Origin of the sequence: Rhizobium sp. SG2393 (genome assembly GCF_042610495.1) — a bacterium.
GTDB lineage: Bacteria > Pseudomonadota > Alphaproteobacteria > Rhizobiales > Rhizobiaceae > RU20A.
This window is the reverse complement of sequence record NZ_JBHGAP010000002.1, coordinates 266,988-284,807: the sequence shown is the minus strand read 5'-3', so window position 1 is coordinate 284,807 and position 17,820 is coordinate 266,988. Positions and strand designations below refer to the sequence as shown.

Annotated in this window: 15 protein-coding genes; 11 read left to right on the top strand and 4 right to left on the bottom strand. The window is 64.5% G+C overall.

The features are described from left to right. Positions 1-276 precede the first annotated feature (276 nt). The 3 genes from ACED18_RS10105 (at position 277) to ACED18_RS10095 (ending at position 2,603) form a co-directional block, all read left to right on the top strand. Positions 277-615: a hypothetical protein gene (locus ACED18_RS10105; protein ID WP_377291666.1), complete on the top strand. Its 339-nt coding sequence runs from the start codon at positions 277-279 to the stop codon at positions 613-615. Positions 616-744: 129 nt separating this feature from the next. Then, positions 745-1,392 carry a peptide-methionine (S)-S-oxide reductase MsrA gene (gene msrA / locus ACED18_RS10100; RefSeq protein WP_377291664.1) on the top strand — a complete coding sequence of 216 codons (648 nt, stop codon included), beginning with the start codon at positions 745-747 and terminating at the stop codon, positions 1,390-1,392. Between the two features lie 218 nt (positions 1,393-1,610). After that, positions 1,611-2,603 (top strand): BMP family protein, encoded by a 993-nt coding sequence (locus tag ACED18_RS10095; RefSeq protein WP_377291662.1) that lies wholly within the window; start codon positions 1,611-1,613, stop codon positions 2,601-2,603. A 66-nt stretch (positions 2,604-2,669) separates the two neighbouring features. Here the strand turns inward: ACED18_RS10095 and ACED18_RS10090 are convergent, their stop codons facing one another. Continuing rightward, positions 2,670-2,903 (bottom strand): SlyX family protein, encoded by a 234-nt coding sequence (locus ACED18_RS10090; RefSeq protein WP_377291660.1) that lies wholly within the window; start codon positions 2,901-2,903, stop codon positions 2,670-2,672. A 39-nt stretch (positions 2,904-2,942) separates the two neighbouring features. Further along, a complete protein-coding gene (locus ACED18_RS10085; RefSeq protein WP_377291658.1) occupies positions 2,943-3,668 on the bottom strand; it encodes a sulfate transporter family protein in 726 nt (241 codons plus the stop codon). Positions 3,669-3,974: 306 nt separating this feature from the next. Here ACED18_RS10085 and ACED18_RS10080 point away from each other — a divergent pair, with 306 nt between their 5' ends. Next, positions 3,975-4,694: a copper homeostasis protein CutC gene (locus ACED18_RS10080; protein WP_377291656.1), complete on the top strand. Its 720-nt coding sequence runs from the start codon at positions 3,975-3,977 to the stop codon at positions 4,692-4,694. A gap of 142 nt (positions 4,695-4,836) precedes the next feature. Here ACED18_RS10080 and polA read toward each other — a convergent pair whose 3' ends face one another. After that, positions 4,837-7,812 carry a DNA polymerase I gene (gene polA / locus ACED18_RS10075; protein ID WP_377291654.1) on the bottom strand — a complete coding sequence of 992 codons (2,976 nt, stop codon included), beginning with the start codon at positions 7,810-7,812 and terminating at the stop codon, positions 4,837-4,839. A 116-nt stretch (positions 7,813-7,928) separates the two neighbouring features. After that, positions 7,929-8,273, bottom strand: coding sequence for a hypothetical protein (locus tag ACED18_RS10070; protein WP_377291652.1), 345 nt, complete (start codon positions 8,271-8,273; stop codon positions 7,929-7,931). 57 nt (positions 8,274-8,330) lie between these two features. On the opposite strand from ACED18_RS10070, the gene ACED18_RS10065 reads away from it, so the two are divergent. The 7 genes from ACED18_RS10065 (at position 8,331) to ACED18_RS10035 (ending at position 17,679) form a co-directional block, all read left to right on the top strand. Next, complete coding sequence (locus ACED18_RS10065) at positions 8,331-8,528, top strand: hypothetical protein (protein ID WP_377291650.1); 198 nt, start codon at positions 8,331-8,333, stop codon at positions 8,526-8,528. 182 nt (positions 8,529-8,710) lie between these two features. Beyond that, positions 8,711-9,178: a MarR family winged helix-turn-helix transcriptional regulator gene (locus tag ACED18_RS10060; protein WP_377291648.1), complete on the top strand. Its 468-nt coding sequence runs from the start codon at positions 8,711-8,713 to the stop codon at positions 9,176-9,178. A gap of 99 nt (positions 9,179-9,277) precedes the next feature. After that, positions 9,278-10,690, top strand: coding sequence for a M20/M25/M40 family metallo-hydrolase (locus tag ACED18_RS10055; RefSeq protein ID WP_377291646.1), 1,413 nt, complete (start codon positions 9,278-9,280; stop codon positions 10,688-10,690). Between the two features lie 299 nt (positions 10,691-10,989). Next, positions 10,990-11,940 (top strand): YbhN family protein, encoded by a 951-nt coding sequence (locus ACED18_RS10050; protein ID WP_377291644.1) that lies wholly within the window; start codon positions 10,990-10,992, stop codon positions 11,938-11,940. Positions 11,941-12,093: 153 nt separating this feature from the next. Further along, a complete protein-coding gene (locus ACED18_RS10045; RefSeq protein ID WP_377291642.1) occupies positions 12,094-14,301 on the top strand; it encodes a transglycosylase domain-containing protein in 2,208 nt (735 codons plus the stop codon). A gap of 228 nt (positions 14,302-14,529) precedes the next feature. Beyond that, entirely contained in the window at positions 14,530-16,440 is a 1,911-nt protein-coding gene (gene dnaK / locus ACED18_RS10040; protein ID WP_377291640.1) for a molecular chaperone DnaK, read from the top strand. Positions 16,441-16,602: 162 nt separating this feature from the next. Then, positions 16,603-17,679 (top strand): acyltransferase family protein, encoded by a 1,077-nt coding sequence (locus ACED18_RS10035; protein WP_377291638.1) that lies wholly within the window; start codon positions 16,603-16,605, stop codon positions 17,677-17,679. The last annotated feature ends 141 nt before the right edge of the window (positions 17,680-17,820 follow it).

Genomic DNA, 17,820 nt, shown 5'->3' with positions numbered 1-17,820 from the left:
GAGGCGGGGGTGGCGCTGTCTTGCGCCTGTCACGGTTGGCGTGACCGGCGCGGTATATACCGAGGTGCGCGCGCGGATCAACTGCTTTGTGAGAGAAATTTGCGTTGTCGGGCAACGGTTTTGCGGCGATGGTTGCCGGCGGGTGTGATTGGGGTTGCAGCAGGCGGCTGGTCCAGGTGTTCTGGCCGTGCGGCAGGCATTGCAGTCGGGCCGGTGCGACACTATCTTTGCCGGGCAAGGCGGCGGCTTTCACAAGAGATGCGGGGGAGCATCGGAATGCGCGTCCTATTCAGGCTTTTCAGTTTTCTTGCCCTCGTGGCTGCCATTCTGCTGGCAACCGTGGATGCGATCCAGTCCGTCGCAGCAGGCGCCACGGTTTTCGTTCGTTTCGCCGATGTGTTGACGGGGCTTGATCCCGCGTTGGCAACGCGTCTGGCGGCATGGCCGGGCTCTCTGGCCGGTGCTTTCGGCGAAAGCGGGGCCAATCTCGGCTCGGCCTCGGTGCAGTGGCTGCTGGCCCGCCCGGCCGCCGCCGTCATGCTCGCGATGGCTTTGGTCTTCTGGATCATCGGCTATCGTCGATCGGCGCGCTTCAGCGGGCTGCCTGCCGCCTGAGGCCAAGGACAGGCCGTCGCCGGCACGGCCATGGGCGGCCGGACTGAACAACGATTCACGAAACATGGCGACGCGCCCGGCAGGACGGACGCCGCCAGATGCATGCGCGCAGCGCAGGAAGGAAAGACGATGTTTCTGACTGACCTTTTCAATCGCAAGACCGCGATGCCAACGGCAGAGACGGCTTTGCCGGGCCGCGCCGACCCCATTCCGACGGCCGAACATCACTTCGTCAACGGCCGGGCGCTGAAGGGCCCGTTTCCCGAAGGCCTGAAGACCATCTATCTCGGTCTTGGATGCTTCTGGGGTGCTGAGCGTCTCTTCTGGCAGCTGCCCGGCGTCTACGTGACCGCGGTCGGCTATTCCGGAGGCCTGACGCCGAACCCGACCTACCAGGAAACCACGACGGGGCTCACCGGCCATGCCGAGGTGGTGATGGTGGTCTATGACCCTGCGGAGGTGTCGCTCGAGACGCTCTTCAAGGTGTTCTTCGAGGAGCACGACCCGACCCAGGGCATGCGTCAGGGCAATGATGTCGGCAGCACCTATCGCTCCGCCATCTACACGCTCGATGATGCCGATCTCGATGCGGCGCGGGCGGCGGCTTCAGGCTATCAGAAGGCGTTGGACGCGGCGGGGTTCGGTGCGAAGATCACCACCGAAATCGCCCCCGTCGGACCGTTCTATTATGCCGAAACCTACCATCAGCAGTATCTCGCGAAGAACCCCGGCGGTTATTGCGGGCTGAAGGGAACGGGTGTGGCCTGCATCGGTTAGGCGCGAAATCGCCATTGAAAGGGCCGCGCGGCACCCCCCGCGCGGCCCTTCCGTTTTTTTGACCGCCTGAGAAAATTCCGGGTGAATTTTGCCGGGAGCCATGCAAGGATGCCGCGCGTCTGCCCGGGCGACCGGTCGGACAGTTCCGCAGACAGGCCTCCCGAAGAGAGGTCTGCGGGAGGACCCCGCAAGATCAATAGCAACGACAGGGCTGCAAGATGAAGAAATCCCTCCTCGGACTCATTGCCTTCTCCTTGATGTCGGCGACCGCCTATGCGGCAGACATCAAGCCGGCGATCATTTACGATCTCGGCGGCAAGTTCGACAAATCCTTCAACGAGGCGGCCTTCAATGGCGCCGAGAAGTTCAAGACCGAAAGCGGCATCGAATACCGCGAATTCGAAATCGCCAACGACGCCCAGCGCGAACAGGCGCTGCGTCGCTTTGCCGGCGACGGCAACAACCCGATCGTGATGGCCGGCTTCTCCTGGGGTGCGGCCCTTGAAAAGGTCGCCGCCGAGTATCCCGACACCAAGTTCGCCATCATCGACATGGTCGTCGAAAAGCCGAACGTGAAGTCGGTCGTCTTCAAGGAGCAGGAAGGTTCCTACCTCGTCGGCGTTCTCGCCGGCCTTGCTTCCAAGTCCAAGACCGTCAGCTTCGTCGGCGGCATGGATATCCCGCTCATCCACAAGTTCTCCTGCGGCTATGTCGGCGGCGCCAAGTCGACCGGCGCTGACGTGAAGGTTCTCGAAGCCTTCACCGGCACCACGCCGGATGCCTGGAACGACCCGGTCAAGGGTGGCGAAATCGCCAAGTCGCAGATCGACCAGGGCTCTGACGTCGTCTACCACGCCGCCGGCGGCACGGGTGTGGGCGTTCTCCAGGCGGCTGCCGACGCCGGCAAGCTCGGCATCGGCGTCGATTCCAACCAGAACGGCCTGCATCCGGGCAAGGTCCTGACGTCGATGCTGAAGCGCGTCGATGTCGCCGTCTACGAAGCCTTCAAGAGCGCCAAGGACGACACGTTCAAGCCCGGCATCTCCGTGCTCGGCCTGAAGGAAGATGGCGTCGGCTTCGCGCTCGACGACAACAACAAGGCGCTGATCACGCCCGAGATGATGGCTGCCGTCGAAAAGGCCAAGGCCGACATCATTGCCGGCACCGTACAGGTCCACGACTACATGACGGACGAAGCCTGCCCCTATTGATTGGCATGTCGCCTGACTGAACAGAAGCCGCCGGGTGAGAGCCCGGCGGCTTTTGCGTTTGGGTGGTCAGTAGTGAGGCGGACGCTGCACGGGGATGGCTTCCGCCGTCTGTTCCTCCAGCGTCAGGAAGCGCTCCGTCAGCCGGTCGAGCTTGGCGCGGGTCTGCTCGATCACGGTCCACTGCCGCGCGATCTCTTCCGAAAGCTCCTCGATCACATGGGTCTGGTGCGCCACCGTCTCCTCGAGCCGGATGATCCGCGCCTGTTGTCCGTCCGTCTCTGTCTCGCCTGCTGCGCTCATCTGGGTCGCTCCGCCTGGGTTCGTGCTCCTGATGGCCCGTCACGCCGCCGGACGCAAGGTGGCCGGCGCGTTTGCGGCAATCGCCTTGTAGAGATGCACCATGAGGCCGGCGGCAAAGAGCGGCGTCAGAAGGTTGACGACGGGGATCGCGAGAAAGCCGGCGATGAGAAAACCGGCCAGCGTCACGCGGCCGGCATGGCGGGCCCGCAGTTCACGTGCCGCATCCGGCGACAGGTGGCGCATCGCGGCGAACTCGAAGAACTCGCGACCCAGAAGATAGCCGTTGACAACGAAGAAGGCGATCAGGTTGACGCCCGGCACCAGCAGCAGGAAGAGGGCGATGATGTTTCCGGCGATGACGACGCCCAGGAATTTCGCGCCCTCCACGATCGCCGCGCCGATCGGCATGGGGCGGCCGGGAGGAAGCGCCGGATAGTCGCGTTTCTCGATCACGTCTGCGACATCGTCGAGAAACAGGCCGGCGATCAGTGCATTGATCGGCGCGAGCAGCAGCGCAAGGCCGAGCGCCAGCCCGATGCTGGCGAGAATGCCGACGAAGAAGGTGACCCACCCCGCCCATTCAGCCCCGGCTGCCGGCCAGACGGACGCGATCCACGGAAGCACATAGGCGTAGAAAAGGCCGCGCAGGGCAAACCAGACGGCGACGAGGCAGACGAGCGTCAGGCCGATCACCTTCCAGAACACCGAGCGGGTCTCGGGCGCAAAGAGATTGCTGAGCGACATCCGCGCGGCGGCAAGGATCATCGGGGGCTCCTTTGGAGCGTCTTCCATCGCCTGTGACGCAGACTGACGCTCTGACAGTGTGAAATTTCATCTCGTGCCTGTCCGGCTCCCGGCTGAAATGCCGGTCCGGCCGGGAGAGATCTAGGAAGGCACGGCGGCGGGCTCAAGATCAGGGCGCGAAACGACGGGCCGCCTTGCGCGCAGTGCCGTTTCGCGCCAACAAGAGACCCTTCGCGAGGCGCGGCATGGCACGCGCCTGATGGTCGGAACGGGTATCGGCGGTTTTCAGCGCCATGCCGTCGCGGGCCGGTAAGGCAAGGGACAGGGATGACAAGCATTCGTCTGGAAGTCTGCGTGGAGGATGCGGCCGGCCTTGCCGCCGCCATTACGGCGGGTGCCGATCGCATCGAGCTCTGCTCCGCGCTGGCGCTGGGCGGCCTCACCCCCTCGCCGGGGCTGATCGCGATCGCCGCCCGTGCCCCCGTGCCCGTGCGTGCGATGATCCGCCCGCGTGCCGGCAGCTTCGTCTTCACGCCGGACGAGGTCTCGCAGATGCTGGCCGATATCGAGGCCGTGAAGATGGCGGGCCTTGCCGGCGTCGTGCTGGGCGCAAATACCGCGGACGGCCGCCTTGACACCGCCGTGCTGGCGACCCTGCGCGCGGCGGCTCGTCCGCTCGCTGCGACCCTGCACCGCGCCTTCGATCTGGTGCCCGATCCGCTGGAGGCGCTGGAGACGGCCATCCAGCTCGGTTTCGACCGTATCCTGACTTCGGGCCTTGCCCGAACCGCGCCGGAGGGAACAGACATGCTCGCCGCGCTCGTGGAGCGCGCCGCCGGCCGTATCGGTATCCTGCCGGGCTCCGGCATTTCCGTGGAGACCGTGGAGGCGATCCTGTCGCGCGTCGATGTCAACGAGGTTCACGCCTCCTGCAGCACGGCGCTTCGCGAGCAGGCGCAGGCGGTCGCCCTCGGCTTCACGCCCGCCGAACGGCGCGTGACCGATGGCCAGACGGTGCGCGCGCTGAAGGCGAAGCTCGCACGATAGAGCGCTGTTCGATCTGACAGGATCAGATCGGCGCTCTAAGCCCTCCTTTTTAAAGCATAATCTTGTCGATCCTTGTCTCACTCCGGTCGGATTATGCTCGAGGATGGCAGAGGCGGCCCGGAGATTGTCGGGAAGCAGCCTCTCAGTGCGCCTCTTCCCAGTTCGTGGCCGCGCGCGCATCCACCTTCAGCGGCACGCGCATGTCGAGCGCCGGCATGGCGGCGTTTTCCATGACCGCGGTCACGAAGGGAATGGTGCGCTCGACTTCGGCATCCTCGACTTCGAAGATCAGTTCGTCATGCACCTGAAGCAGCATGCGGGCCGACAGCTTTGCCTCGACCAGCGCCGGCTCCATGCGGATCATGGCGCGGCGGATGATGTCTGCCGCAGACCCTTGGATGGGCGCGTTGATCGCGGCGCGCTCGTTGAAGGCGCGCACCGAGGGATTGGAGGAGCGGATGTCCGGATAGTGGATGCGCCGTCCGAAGATCGTCTCCACATAGCCCTTGTCGCGCGCCGTCGCCTTGGTGGTTTCCATATAGTCGCGAATGCCGGGGAAGCGCTCGAAATACCGCTTGATGTAATCGCCGGCTTCCGAGCGCTCGATGGAAAGCTGGTTGGCAAGCCCGAAGGCGGAAATGCCGTAGATGATGCCGAAGTTGATCGCCTTGGCGCGCCGGCGCACCTCGCCCGGCATGCCCTCGACGGGGACGCCGAACATCTCCGATGCCGTCATGGCGTGAATGTCGATACCCTCGGCAAAGGCCTGCCGCAACTGCGGGATATCGGCGACATGGGCAAGAACGCGCAGCTCGATCTGGCTGTAGTCGGCCGAGACCAGCTTGTTGCCGGGCGTCGAGACGAAAGCCGTGCGGATCTTGCGGCCCTCGGCCGTGCGCACCGGAATGTTCTGCAGGTTCGGGTCGGAGGAGGAGAGGCGCCCGGTGGTGGTTGCGGCCAGCGCGTAGGAGGTGTGGACGCGCTTCGTGTCCGGATGCACGAAGCCGGGCAGCGCGTCGGTATAGGTGGATTTGAGCTTGGTCAGCTGCCGCCAGTCGACGATCCTGCGGGGCAGGGGGTGGCCTTCCGCCGCAAGGTCTTCCAGGACCTGCGCCGAGGTGGACCATTGCCCGGTCTTGGTCTTCGAGCCGCCCGGAAGCCCCATGCGGCCGAACAGGATATCGCCGAGCTGCTTGGGCGAGCCGATGTTGAAGGTCTCGCCCGCCAGCTCGTAGATCTCGGCCTCAAGGGCAGCGGCACCCTGGGCCAGCTCGCCGGACAGGCGCGAGAGGATCTGCCGATCGACCGTGATGCCGCGCTCTTCCATGCGGGCCAGAACCGGCACCAGCGGCCGCTCCAGACGCTCGTACACGGAAACGAGGCCGTTGGCGGCAAGCCTTGGCTTGAGGATATGCCAGAGGCGCAGCGTCACATCCGCATCCTCGGCCGCATAGGCCGTCGCGCGGTCGATCTCCACGAGATCGAAGGTGACCGCCCCTTTGCCGCTGCCGGCGACATCCTTGTAAGCGATCGGCTTGTGGCCGAGCCAGCGCTCCGACAGCGTGTCCATGCCGTGCGTCGTCGCACCCGCGTCGAGCACGTAGGACAAAAGCATCGTATCATCGAAGCCGGCGATCTCGATGCCGTACCGCTTCATGACGAGATAGTCGTATTTGAGGTTCTGGGCGACCTTGAGGACGGAGGGGTCTTCCAGAAGATCCTTCAGGCGGGCAAGGGCCGCAGCAACCGCGATCTGCCCCTCGACCAGTTCGCCGCCGCCGAGAAGATCGCCCACGCCGTTGCGGTGGCTGAGCGGCACATAGGCGGCGCGCGTGACAAGACCGCGCGGATCGCTGCCCTGTTCGGCGAATGCCAGCGAAAAGCCGACAAGCTCCGCCTGCATCGGATCGAGCGACGTCGTCTCGGTGTCGAAGGCGACGGTGCCGATCTCGCGGGCCGCCGCAATCCAGGCCTCCAGCGTGGCGATGTCGCGGATCGTCGCGTAGCCGCTGCGATCCACCGGCTGGGCGGTAAGCGTCTGAGCACGCGCGGCGGCCAGGTCTGCCGGGCTGTCCCCCGCGTCGGGGAGGCTGTCCGTGGCCACCGGCGCGGCGGACGGGGAGGAGACCGGCGCGGTGTCGCCGGCTTCTCCCTTGTCGAGATCAGGGCCATGCGCCTCTGCGCCGCGTTCGACGGGAACATGTGCGGGCTCGACAGCCTCCGCATCGGTCCCGGTGACAGCGGCGACACGGCGGGTCAGCGTGTTGAATTCCATGGCCTTCAGGAAGGCGACGAGCTTCGGCCCGTCCTGCGGCTCAAGCCGCAGATCGTCGAGGGGAACGTCAATGGGCGTGTCGATCTTCAACCGGACGAGATCGCGGGAAAGCCGGGCGAGATCGGCATTGGCGATGATGTTCTCGCGCCGCTTCTGCTGCTTGATCTCGCCGGCGCGCGACAGCAGCGTATCGAGATCGCCGAACTCGTCCAGAAGCTGCGCCGCCGTCTTCGGACCGATGCCGGGAATGCCGGGCACGTTGTCGACGCTGTCGCCGACCATGGCCTGCAGGTCGATCATCTTTTCCGGCGGCACGCCCCATTTCTCGATGACTTCGGGGATGCCGATCTGCTTGTCCTTCATGCTGTCATACATGGACACGCGCGGCGTCACGAGCTGCATCAGGTCCTTGTCAGACGAGATGATGGTGACATCCGCCCCGGTCGCTTCGGCGAGCCGTGCATAGGTGGCGATCAGGTCGTCGGCCTCGAAACCTTCCTTTTCGATGCAGGGCAGGTTGAAGGCGCGTGTGGCGTGGCGGATCAGGCCGAACTGCGGGATGAGGTCGGCCGGCGGCTCGGGCCGGTGCGCCTTGTACTGGTCATAGAGCGTATTTCGGAAGGTCTTCGACGAGAAGTCGAAGATGACGGCGAAATGTGTCGGCGTGACCCCGACGGAGGTGTCGCGCGCATCCGTCAGAAGCTTCCACAGCATGTTGCAGAAGCCCGAAACCGCATTGACGGGCAGGCCGTCGGATTTGCGGGTGAGGGCCGGAATGGCGTGGAAGGCACGGAAGATGAAGCCCGAGCCATCGACGAGGAAGAGATGATCGCCTGTTTTCATGGGCAAGGGATAGCGCGGCGACGGTCAAAGGTCTATTCTCCTGTCGTGCCGCCTGGCCTTTTCTTGCCGCGCGCGCCGCCAACCAAGGGAAGCTTCCTTCGATGATGTCGAACACGCTACGCGCCTACGCAACGGCAGTCGTCCTTGCCGCGCTGGTCGGCCTGTCCGCGTGGTGGCTCGGCGACGAACCCGCCGCCATCTTTCACAAGGTTCTCATCGCGCCGCTCTTCCTTCTGGCCGCCGCCGGGCTTCGTCACCACTTTCCCCCGCATCTCGATGCAACGCGCGGAATTGCCGCAACGATCGAGTTTCATGTCATGGCAGGCTTGATCATCGCCGCGTTTGTCCAGCTGGTCGGCGTGTTTGGCCCGATCCCGCTGGTCCGGCAGATCGAGATCTTCCTCGCGATGGGCGTCGGCATCGGTGGCATCAATGCTGCGGTTTTCCTTCTGCGCCGCCATCGCCTCCAGCGCTGAGGCATTTCTCCTGAACGCGTGTCACGCTTGCAGGAAAAAGATATGCAAAAACAGATTCTTGCAGCACGTCGCATGAATCGCGAACGAGGCGGCATGCTGCCGGATTTCGATCCCGGATCGACGCTCACGCAAACCTTACGAATTTGTAATCGAACCGTGCGGTCCTCTTCCCTTGAAAAGCCATATTTGGCCGCACATTTCATAACTCAACGGCGCCGCAAACCCGCCGTCGTCTGGTGACCGGCCTGTCCCCCGCCGCACCGGATGCTGGACAAAGGCCTCATCCCCCCCCTCTCCGGGCCTTTGTCCGTTATCAGACGAAAACCGCCATGGCCCCCCGCCTCCGCGCCATGGCGGTTTTTCGTTTCTACATCGCCTGCGATCCATCTTGTCTGTGACCGGCTTCGGGCGTACCGATAGACATGGGCTTCAAACACACCGAATCGGCAACGCATCTTGCGGGTCTTCTGGCCAAGGTCAGCGCCCGCGCGTTGCATGAAAGGGGTCAGGCACTCGGCTTCGCCCCCGGCCAGTTTCCGGTGCTTTTGGAGCTTTGGCGGGAGGATGGCCTGACCCAGCGCCAGTTGCTCGACCGCGTCGATATCGAGCAGGCCACCATGGCCAATACGCTCGCCCGCATGCAGCGCGACGGGCTGATCGAACGCCGCCCGCACCCGAATGATCGCCGCGCCCAGCTCGTCTTCCTCACCGACAAGGCCCGCGCCATCGAAGAGGAGGCAAAGGCCGCCGCCCGCGCGGTGGAGGATGATCTCTTCAAGGGTTTCCGCCGTTTTGAGCGCGAGCTGATGCTGCAATACATGCGCATGGCGCTCGCCAATGCCGAGGGTGAGACGACCCCGGATGCGGAGCGCCGGCCGATCGCGCCGTAAGGTACCGATCGTTTTCGCGCCGTCTCGTCCCTCTTCGCCAAACGGTTTTCTCCTGCCGCGCGCTTGTGTAGGGTCGCGCCAACAGGAAGGATTCGCCCCATGACAGCCCCGACGACCGCTTCGATCGACCTCACCGCCACGCTCGCCCGCGCCGATGCCAATCTTGAGGGCAGCCTCGAGCGCATGTTCGAGCTGGTGCGGATCAAGTCGATCTCGACCGATCCGGCCTACAAGGCGGAATGCCGCCGGGCAGCCGAATGGCTGGTCGCGGAACTTTCCGCGCTCGGCTTCGAAGCCTCCGTCCGCGATACGCCCGGCCACCCCATGGTCGTTGCCCATCAGGTGGGACCGGCCGGCGCCCCTTCCGTTCTGTTTTACGGCCATTATGACGTGCAGCCGGTCGATCCGCTAAACGAGTGGACCACCGAACCCTTCGAGCCCTCGATCACCGAACGCGACGGCCGGAAGGTCATCACCGGTCGCGGCACCTCCGACGACAAGGGGCAGCTCCTCACCTTCGTCGAGGCCTGCCGCGCCTATCGCGATGTGCATGGCAGCCTGCCCGTCAGCGTCACCATCCTGTTCGAGGGTGAGGAGGAATCCGGCTCGCCATCGCTGAAGCCCTTCCTCGAAGCGCATGCGGACGAACTCAAGGCCGATTACGCGCTCGTCTGCGACACCTCCATGTGGGATGCCGAGACGCCGTCGATCTCGGCGGGCCTGCGCGGCCTCGTCGGCGAGGAGGTCGTCGTCACGGCGGCCGACCGCGATCTGCATTCCGGCTATTTCGGCGGTGCCGCCGCCAATCCCATCCACATCCTCGCCGATATCCTGGCCGGCCTCCACGCCGAAGACGGCAGCGTCACGCTGCCCGGCTTCTACGATGGCGTCGAGGAGACGCCCGACGACGTGAAGGCCATGTGGGACACGCTCGGCCAGTCCGCCGAGAAGTTTCTCGGGACCATCGGCCTGTCGCAGCCTGCCGGCGAGCGCGGCCGCTCCGTGCTGGAACTCACCTGGGCGCGCCCGACGGCGGAGGTCAACGGCATCATCGGCGGCTATACCGGCGAGGGCTTCAAGACGGTGATCGCCGCCCGGGCCTCCGCCAAGGTCTCTTTCCGCCTCGTCGGCAAGCAGGATCCGGCGAAGATCCGCGAAAGCTTCCGCACCTACGTCAAGGCGCGCATTCCCGCCGACTGCCGGGTCGAATTCCATCCGCACGGCGCATCGCCCGCCATCCAGCTGCCCTATGATTCAGAGCTTCTGACGCTGGCCAAGGGCGCGCTGTCCGACGAGTGGCCGAAGCCCGCCGTCGTCATCGGCATGGGCGGCTCCATCCCGATCGTCGGCGATTTCCAGAACATGCTCGGCATGGAATCGCTCCTGGTCGGCTTTGCACTTGCCGACGACCGCATCCACTCCCCCAACGAGAAGTACAACCTCAACTCGTTCCACAAGGGAATCCGCTCCTGGGTCCGCATCCTTGCGGCGCTGGGCGCCCGTTCCGCCTGAGGCGGGAACCGACGGTCCGCCTCATGCATTCCGGATGCGGAACCGGAAAGGCGATCACGCAAAAATGTGGTCGCTTTTCTTGACCTTGCGGAATGAGGGGTGGTTCCTACGAAGAGATTGGAAAGGGAACGCCCGCTAGGCTGCGCGTCATTGAGACAGGCGCACGCGGCCCGGCGCTGGTGGGATGGAGCATTGGACAGGGATTTGACGGCAGAACAAGGATCGGCAGCCGGCCATGCCGGGCGGCACGGCAACAGTCACGCCTCTTCACGCGCCGCAGGAAACGGACGGGGGCGGCGATGCATCTGGTAAAACGCGCCTTCTGGCCCGTCATCGGCTTTCTCGCGATCGGCTTCTCCCTCTACGGCCTCTACTTCGAACTGCGCGACATGTCCTTCCATGCCTTCATGGACAGTCTGAAGGCGGTCTCGCTCAAGGGCTGGGTGCTGGCGATCTTCTCCACGCTTCTGGCCTATGCCGCACTCGCCGCCTACGACCATCTGGCGCTTGCCCATCTCGGCCGTCGCATTTCGCTGACCTTCATCACCGTCTGTTCCTTCACCACCTACGCGCTGTCGCATACGATCGGCGCTTCCGTGCTGTCGGGGGCCGTGGTGCGCTACCGCGCCTACCAGTCTAAAGGGTTGAGCCCGTCGGAGATCGGCGTCCTCGTCGCCTTCTGCTCCTTCACCTTCGCGCTCGGCACGCTGATGCTCGCGGCCTTCGTGCTGATCGTCTCGCCCGATCTTGTCGATCGCTTCGCAGACGTCATCCCGAAGGGGCTCTCGCGCACGACCGGCGTCATCATCCTACTCGTTCTGCTTCTCTATCTTGCAGGGAGCATCCTGCGCCTGCCGCCGCTGACCACGCGCTGGTTTTCGGTGCAATATCCGCGTCCCGGCATCGTGCTGCGCCAATTCGTGATCGCGCCGATCGAGCTGATCGGCGCCGCCGGCATCATCTATTTCGCCCTGCCCGAGGCGGGAAATCCCGGCTTCCTCGTCATTCTCGGCGTTTTCCTCGCCTCGTTCTCGGCAGCCCTTCTTTCCCATGCGCCGGGCGGCATCGGCGTCCTCGAGCTCGTCTTCATCGCCGCGCTTCCCGAGATCCCCTCCGCCGACGTGCTGGCGGCGCTTGTGATTTTCCGGCTGCTCTACCTGCTGATCCCCTTCTTCATCGCGCTTGCCGTCGTCATCGGTTTCGAGCGGTCGCGCTATGTGGCGGAACAGAAAGGCCTTTCCCGAAGCTGAGCGCCGGGTGAATGCTTAACCACCCGTTAATTCGCCGCATTTAGAGTCCACCCACCGCAGCTCGGGGCCGGGGCATGATCCGCCACGTCCCGCAACATCGACATTCCGGCGACATCAGTGCCCGGACGACAGCAAGGGGCACGGCCGGAGAGCATGGCAGGCGGCAAGAACAAAGGGCGAATCGAACCTTCCTTCGGCAGCGGCGCCGACGGCAGCGACCTGCGCGCCGACGCCGGCGACCGCGTGTCCGGTGCGGGCCGCGGAAAGCCGTCCGGCAAGGCGCCGCGCAGGCGTCGAGAGAAGAAGACCCGCGGTGGCGGCAGGGGCGGGATTTTCGGATTCTTCCGCCGGCTGTTCTACTGGGGCGTCGTTCTCGGCATCTGGGGCGGTATCGCGCTGGCCGGCATCGTCGTCTATTACGGCTCGAACATGCCCGCCGCCAACAGCTGGGCCATCCCCGAACGCCCGCCGAACGTGAAGATCCTCGCGGCGAACGGCGAGATCATCGCCAATCGCGGCGCCACCGGCGGCGAGGCGATCCCGCTTGAAAACATGTCGCCCTATATCCCGCTCGCCGTCATCGCCATCGAGGACCGGCGCTTCTATTCCCACTGGGGCGTGGATCCGCTGGGCCTGGCGCGTGCCATGTTCACCAACCTCACCTCGGGGCGCATGGTGCAGGGTGGCTCGACGCTGACGCAGCAGCTCGCGAAGAACCTCTTCCTCTCGCCGGAGCGCACGCTGGAACGCAAGGTGCAGGAAGTTCTGCTCTCCTTCTGGCTGGAGCAGCACTACACCAAGGACCAGATCCTTGCGATGTATCTCAACCGCGTCTTCTTCGGCTCGAATGCCTACGGGGTCGAGGCGGCATCGCGGCGCTATTTCAACAAGTCGGCGCGCGACGTGAACCTCGGCGAGGCCGCCCTTCTGGCCGGTCTCCTCAAGGCACCCTCCCGCCTCTCGCCGGCGCGCGACCCGGAGGCGGCGGAAGCCCGCGCCCAGGTGGTGCTCGGCGCCATGCGCGAAGCGGGCTTCATCACCGACAGCGAGATCAAGACGGCCATGTCCCAGGCCCCGACGCGGGCCAAGAGCTTCTGGTCGGGCGCCGAACATTATGCCGCCGACATGGTCATGGACCAGCTGCCCGGCATGATCGGCGACATCAAGGAAGACCTCGTCGTCGATACCACCATCGACCCGGACCTGGAAAAGAAGGCGGAGGCGGCCATCAAGGACGTGCTGGATGCCGACGGCGCCAAGGCGAACGTCTCGCAGGCCGCCCTCGTGTCCGTCGATGGCACGGGCGCCATCCGCGCGCTGGTCGGCGGCCGCGACTATGCCGAAAGCCAGTTCGACCGCGCCTCCAAGGCCAAGCGCCAGCCGGGCTCGGCCTTCAAGCCCTTCGTCTACGCTGCCGCAATGGAGATGGGCCGCACGCCGCTGTCCATCCGCAACGATGCGCCGGTGCGCATCGGCAACTGGACACCGGAGAATTACGACCAGAAATACCGTGGCGAGGTGACGCTTGCCGATGCCCTGGCCCAGTCGCTGAACACGATCGCCGCCCAGCTCGTCATGGAAGTCGGCCCGAAGCAGGTGGTCAAGCTCGCCCACCGCGTCGGCATCAGCTCCGACCTGCAGGACAATGCCTCGATCGCGCTTGGCACCTCTGAGGTCTCGCTGGTCGAGCTGACCTCGGGCTATGCGGCCTTCATGAACGGCGGCCTGAAAGCCACCCCCCATGTCATCCGGCGCATTTCCACGGCAGAGGGAAAGGTGCTCTACGAAAACACCTATGACAATCCGCCCCGCGTGCTCGATCCGGTCGTCGTTTCCGAGATGAACACGATGATGGAAGGCGTCATCGAGCGCGGCACCGGCAAGCATGCCCGCCTCGACGGCTGGCCGGCGGCCGGCAAGACGGGCACCACCCAGTCCTTCCGTGATGCGCTCTTCGTCGGGTTCACCAGCCAGCTGACGACGGGTGTGTGGTTTGGCAATGACGACGGCAAGTCGATGAAGAAGGTCACGGGCGGCGGGCTGCCGGCCAAGGCCTGGAAGGAATTCATGACGGCCGCCCACAAGGGTCTGTCACCCTCGCCGATTTTCGGAACCACCGAGGTACAGCCGCAATTCGGCGATCCGCTGCCCGGCGGCGAGCTTCCGCCCGGCGACGTGATGAGCGACGGATATCCCGTCGCACCCGGTGCCGGGGGTGGCGTTCTGGAAGGTCCGGTCGCCGCCGGTGATCCCGTGCCGGCCGGGCAGGAGGGGGGCGGTCTTGCCCCGCCCGCCGATGTCGGCCAGACCACGGGCGCCACGCGCCGCACCACGCTTCTCGACGTGCTGCTCGGCAACTGACGCCCCGACTTTCCGCCCGCCTGTCACAATCGCCCGAAAGCGCTGGAATTTCGGGAAAATTTTGGCCTTTGATGAGGAAAAGCCGCCTTGCAGTCGCAAACGGCCCTCCTTATATGTCCGCAATCCACGGGCGCTTCGATGCCCGTTCACCCCGCATGATATCCCGTTAGGGGCTGTCGCAGGAATGCCTGACCGGGTTCTGACAGTCCGCTTCAAGGAGAGACTGAAATGGCAAAAGTAATCGGTATCGACCTCGGCACGACCAACTCCTGCGTCGCCGTCATGGACGGCAAGGACGCCAAGGTGATCGAAAACGCCGAAGGTGCACGCACGACCCCTTCGATGGTGGCCTTCACGGAAGACGGCGAGCGCCTCGTCGGCCAGCCGGCCAAGCGCCAGGCGGTCACCAACCCGGAAAACACCCTCTTCGCCGTCAAGCGCCTCATCGGCCGCCGCTACGAAGACCCGACGGTCACCAAGGACAAGGGCCTCGTTCCCTACAAGATCGTCAAGGGCGACAATGGCGATGCCTGGGTCGAGGCCGGCAGCAAGGCCCAGTCCCCCTCGCAGATCTCCGCCATGATCCTGCAGAAGATGAAGGAAACCGCGGAAGCCTATCTCGGCGAGAAGGTCACGCAGGCCGTCATCACCGTTCCCGCCTACTTCAACGACGCCCAGCGCCAGGCCACCAAGGATGCCGGCCGCATCGCCGGTCTTGAAGTGCTGCGCATCATCAACGAGCCGACCGCTGCAGCGCTCGCCTACGGCCTCGACAAGAAGGACGGCAAGACCATCGCCGTCTACGACCTTGGCGGCGGCACCTTCGACGTCTCGGTTCTCGAAATCGGCGACGGCGTCTTCGAAGTGAAGTCCACCAACGGCGACACCTTCCTCGGTGGCGAAGACTTCGACATGCGTCTCGTCGAATATCTCGCAGCCGAGTTCAAGAAGGACAACGGCATCGACCTGAAGAACGACAAGCTCGCCCTGCAGCGCCTGAAGGAGGCCGCTGAAAAGGCCAAGATCGAGCTGTCGTCGGCCCAGCAGACCGAAATCAACCTGCCCTTCATCACGGCAGATGCTTCCGGTCCGAAGCACCTGACGATGAAGCTGTCGCGCGCCAAGTTCGAAAGCCTGGTCGATGACCTCGTCCAGCGCACCATCGCGCCGTGCAAGGCTGCGCTCAAGGATGCCGGTGTTTCGGCTTCCGAGATCGATGAAGTCGTGCTCGTCGGCGGCATGAGCCGCATGCCGAAGGTGCAGGAAGTCGTCAAGCAGCTGTTCGGCAAGGAGCCGCACAAGGGCGTCAACCCGGATGAAGTCGTCGCCCTCGGCGCCGCCATCCAGGCCGGCGTTCTCCAGGGCGACGTCAAGGACGTTCTGCTCCTCGACGTGACCCCGCTCTCGCTCGGCATCGAAACGCTCGGCGGCGTCTTCACCCGCCTCATCGAGCGCAACACGACGATCCCGACGAAGAAGTCGCAGACCTTCTCGACGGCCGAAGACAACCAGAACGCCGTGACCATCCGCGTCAGCCAGGGCGAGCGCGAAATGGCGGCCGACAACAAGCTGCTCGGCCAGTTCGACCTGGTCGGCATTCCGCCGGCACCGCGTGGCGTTCCGCAGATCGAAGTCACCTTCGATATCGACGCCAACGGCATCGTACAGGTTTCGGCCAAGGACAAGGGCACCGGCAAGGAGCATCAGATCCGCATCCAGGCGTCCGGCGGTCTGTCGGATGCCGAGATCGAGAAGATGATCAAGGACGCCGAGTCCAACGCCGAGGCCGACAAGAAGCGCCGCGAGACGGTGGATGCGAAGAACCAGGCCGAAAGCCTGATTCATTCCTCGGAAAAGTCGCTGAAGGAATATGGCGACAAGGTTTCGGAAGCCGACCGCAACGCGATCTCGGATGCCATCGCCGCCCTGAAGACCGCAACGGAAGCCTCCGAGCCGGATCTGGAAGACCTGAAGGCCAAGACCCAGACCCTCATGGATGCCTCCATGAAGCTCGGTCAGGCCATGTATGAGGCCAACCAGGCACAGACGGCCGAAGCCGACGCCCGCCGCGATGCCGGCGACGACAACGTCGTCGATGCCGACTACGAGGAAGTCAAGGACGACAAGAAGTCGGCCTGATCGACTTGTCTCACGCGCAAGTGAATGGAAAGGGCTGCGTAAGCGGCCCTTTTCGCATTTGGTGGTGGGGTCGATCCGCTATCGCTTAAGAATTCCCGCCTATCACGGACTTTGGAAAGTCGTGCCCGACGTTTCGGCGGGCCGGTTGCACGTGGTGGGCCGATGCATTTCAGGATCTTCGAGACATGGCGCCTGGTCGCCGCGCTTCTGGTGATGTTCTATCACTTCCTGCGCTATGGGCCGGGAGACCAGCAGGCGCTGTCGAACATGCTCGAACGTCTGCTGCCGCTGCTCGACATGTTCTTCATGATCTCCGGCTTTCTCATCCTGCTGCGCTATGGCGACAAGCTGGCGAACTGGGCCGATTACCGGATCTTCCTCCTGAAGCGGCTCGTGCGGTTCTATCCGCTCTATCTCGCAACCCTTGCCTTTTTCATCATCGTCGGCATGGCGGTCAAGCTCGGGCTGGTGGTCTCCACCCAGCCGGAGCGCTACGACCCTGCGCTCATCCCGCAAAACCTGCTGCTCGTCCAGGCCTGGGGTGTCACCGATCATCTGAGCTTCAACTACGTCAGCTGGTCGCTTTCGGCGGAATGGTTCTGTTACCTGCTGCTGCCGGTTTTCGTCTTCATCATGGCGCGCGCCGGCGCCCGTGGCCTCGTTCTCCTGGCATGCCTCGGCATTGCACTGATGGAGCTGGCCATTGCCATCGGCCTCATGCCGTTCGAGAGCTGGCTGGAGGCCGATACCTGGGGCGCCTATCGGGCGTTTGCCGATTTCGCGCTCGGCGGCGCGGTGATGCTTGCGGTCAAGGGCGCCCGCTGGTCTCTGCGTTCGCCTCTGCCAGCCTGGGGCGTCTTTGTCCTGTCGGTGGCCGCCATGCTTCTCCTGGCGCCATCTGCGATCGTCATCGGGCTTCTGGCGCTCGCGATGTTCCTCGCCGCCCTCTCGGAGCGCAACAATCCGGAAGGATCGGCAGTGCTGCGCCATCTGGCGCCGGTGGGCGCCGTCTCCTTCGGGATCTATCTTCTGCACCCGGTGATCGAGACGATCGTTCTTGCCGTGGTCTGGCGAAAGATGGCGGCCTTCGGTCTTCCTGTCGACTTCTATCTCTTCCTGCCGGTTCCCATGGCTATCACCGTCCTCGTCGCCATGGCCTCCGACCGCTGGTTCGAGAAGCCGGTGGCGCAAAGGTTGCTGGCTGCGCTGTCCGCCTCTCCGCGCCGGGCGGCCGGATAAGCCGCCAAATGGCACGTTTCGTCACAAAATTCACGATGTCCTGTGCATTGCCTATGGTATCGCGCGTCAAGGTTCACTAAATCCTGAGAGACGATAATAGGGCGGCCGGCGCATCGGGTGCGGCTGCCTTCTCGACAGGAT

Excerpts from the sequence above, each read along its gene's own strand:
- ACED18_RS10090 (WP_377291660.1), bottom strand. The coding sequence starts at position 2,903 with ATGAGCGCAGCAGGCGAGACAGAGACGGACGGACAACAGGCGCGGATC.
- ACED18_RS10105 (WP_377291666.1), top strand. The coding sequence starts at position 277 with ATGCGCGTCCTATTCAGGCTTTTCAGTTTTCTTGCCCTCGTGGCTGCC.
- ACED18_RS10080 (WP_377291656.1), top strand. The coding sequence starts at position 3,975 with ATGACAAGCATTCGTCTGGAAGTCTGCGTGGAGGATGCGGCCGGCCTT.
- msrA (WP_377291664.1), top strand. The coding sequence starts at position 745 with ATGTTTCTGACTGACCTTTTCAATCGCAAGACCGCGATGCCAACGGCA.
- ACED18_RS10035 (WP_377291638.1), top strand. The coding sequence starts at position 16,603 with ATGCATTTCAGGATCTTCGAGACATGGCGCCTGGTCGCCGCGCTTCTG.
- ACED18_RS10055 (WP_377291646.1), top strand. The coding sequence starts at position 9,278 with ATGACAGCCCCGACGACCGCTTCGATCGACCTCACCGCCACGCTCGCC.
- ACED18_RS10070 (WP_377291652.1), bottom strand. The coding sequence starts at position 8,273 with ATGGCGGCGCAGAAGGAAAACCGCAGCATTGATGCCACCGATGCCGAC.
- ACED18_RS10065 (WP_377291650.1), top strand. The coding sequence starts at position 8,331 with ATGCAAAAACAGATTCTTGCAGCACGTCGCATGAATCGCGAACGAGGC.
- ACED18_RS10050 (WP_377291644.1), top strand. The coding sequence starts at position 10,990 with ATGCATCTGGTAAAACGCGCCTTCTGGCCCGTCATCGGCTTTCTCGCG.
- ACED18_RS10060 (WP_377291648.1), top strand. The coding sequence starts at position 8,711 with ATGGGCTTCAAACACACCGAATCGGCAACGCATCTTGCGGGTCTTCTG.
- ACED18_RS10085 (WP_377291658.1), bottom strand. The coding sequence starts at position 3,668 with ATGATCCTTGCCGCCGCGCGGATGTCGCTCAGCAATCTCTTTGCGCCC.
- ACED18_RS10095 (WP_377291662.1), top strand. The coding sequence starts at position 1,611 with ATGAAGAAATCCCTCCTCGGACTCATTGCCTTCTCCTTGATGTCGGCG.
- ACED18_RS10045 (WP_377291642.1), top strand. The coding sequence starts at position 12,094 with ATGGCAGGCGGCAAGAACAAAGGGCGAATCGAACCTTCCTTCGGCAGC.
- polA (WP_377291654.1), bottom strand. The coding sequence starts at position 7,812 with ATGAAAACAGGCGATCATCTCTTCCTCGTCGATGGCTCGGGCTTCATC.
- dnaK (WP_377291640.1), top strand. The coding sequence starts at position 14,530 with ATGGCAAAAGTAATCGGTATCGACCTCGGCACGACCAACTCCTGCGTC.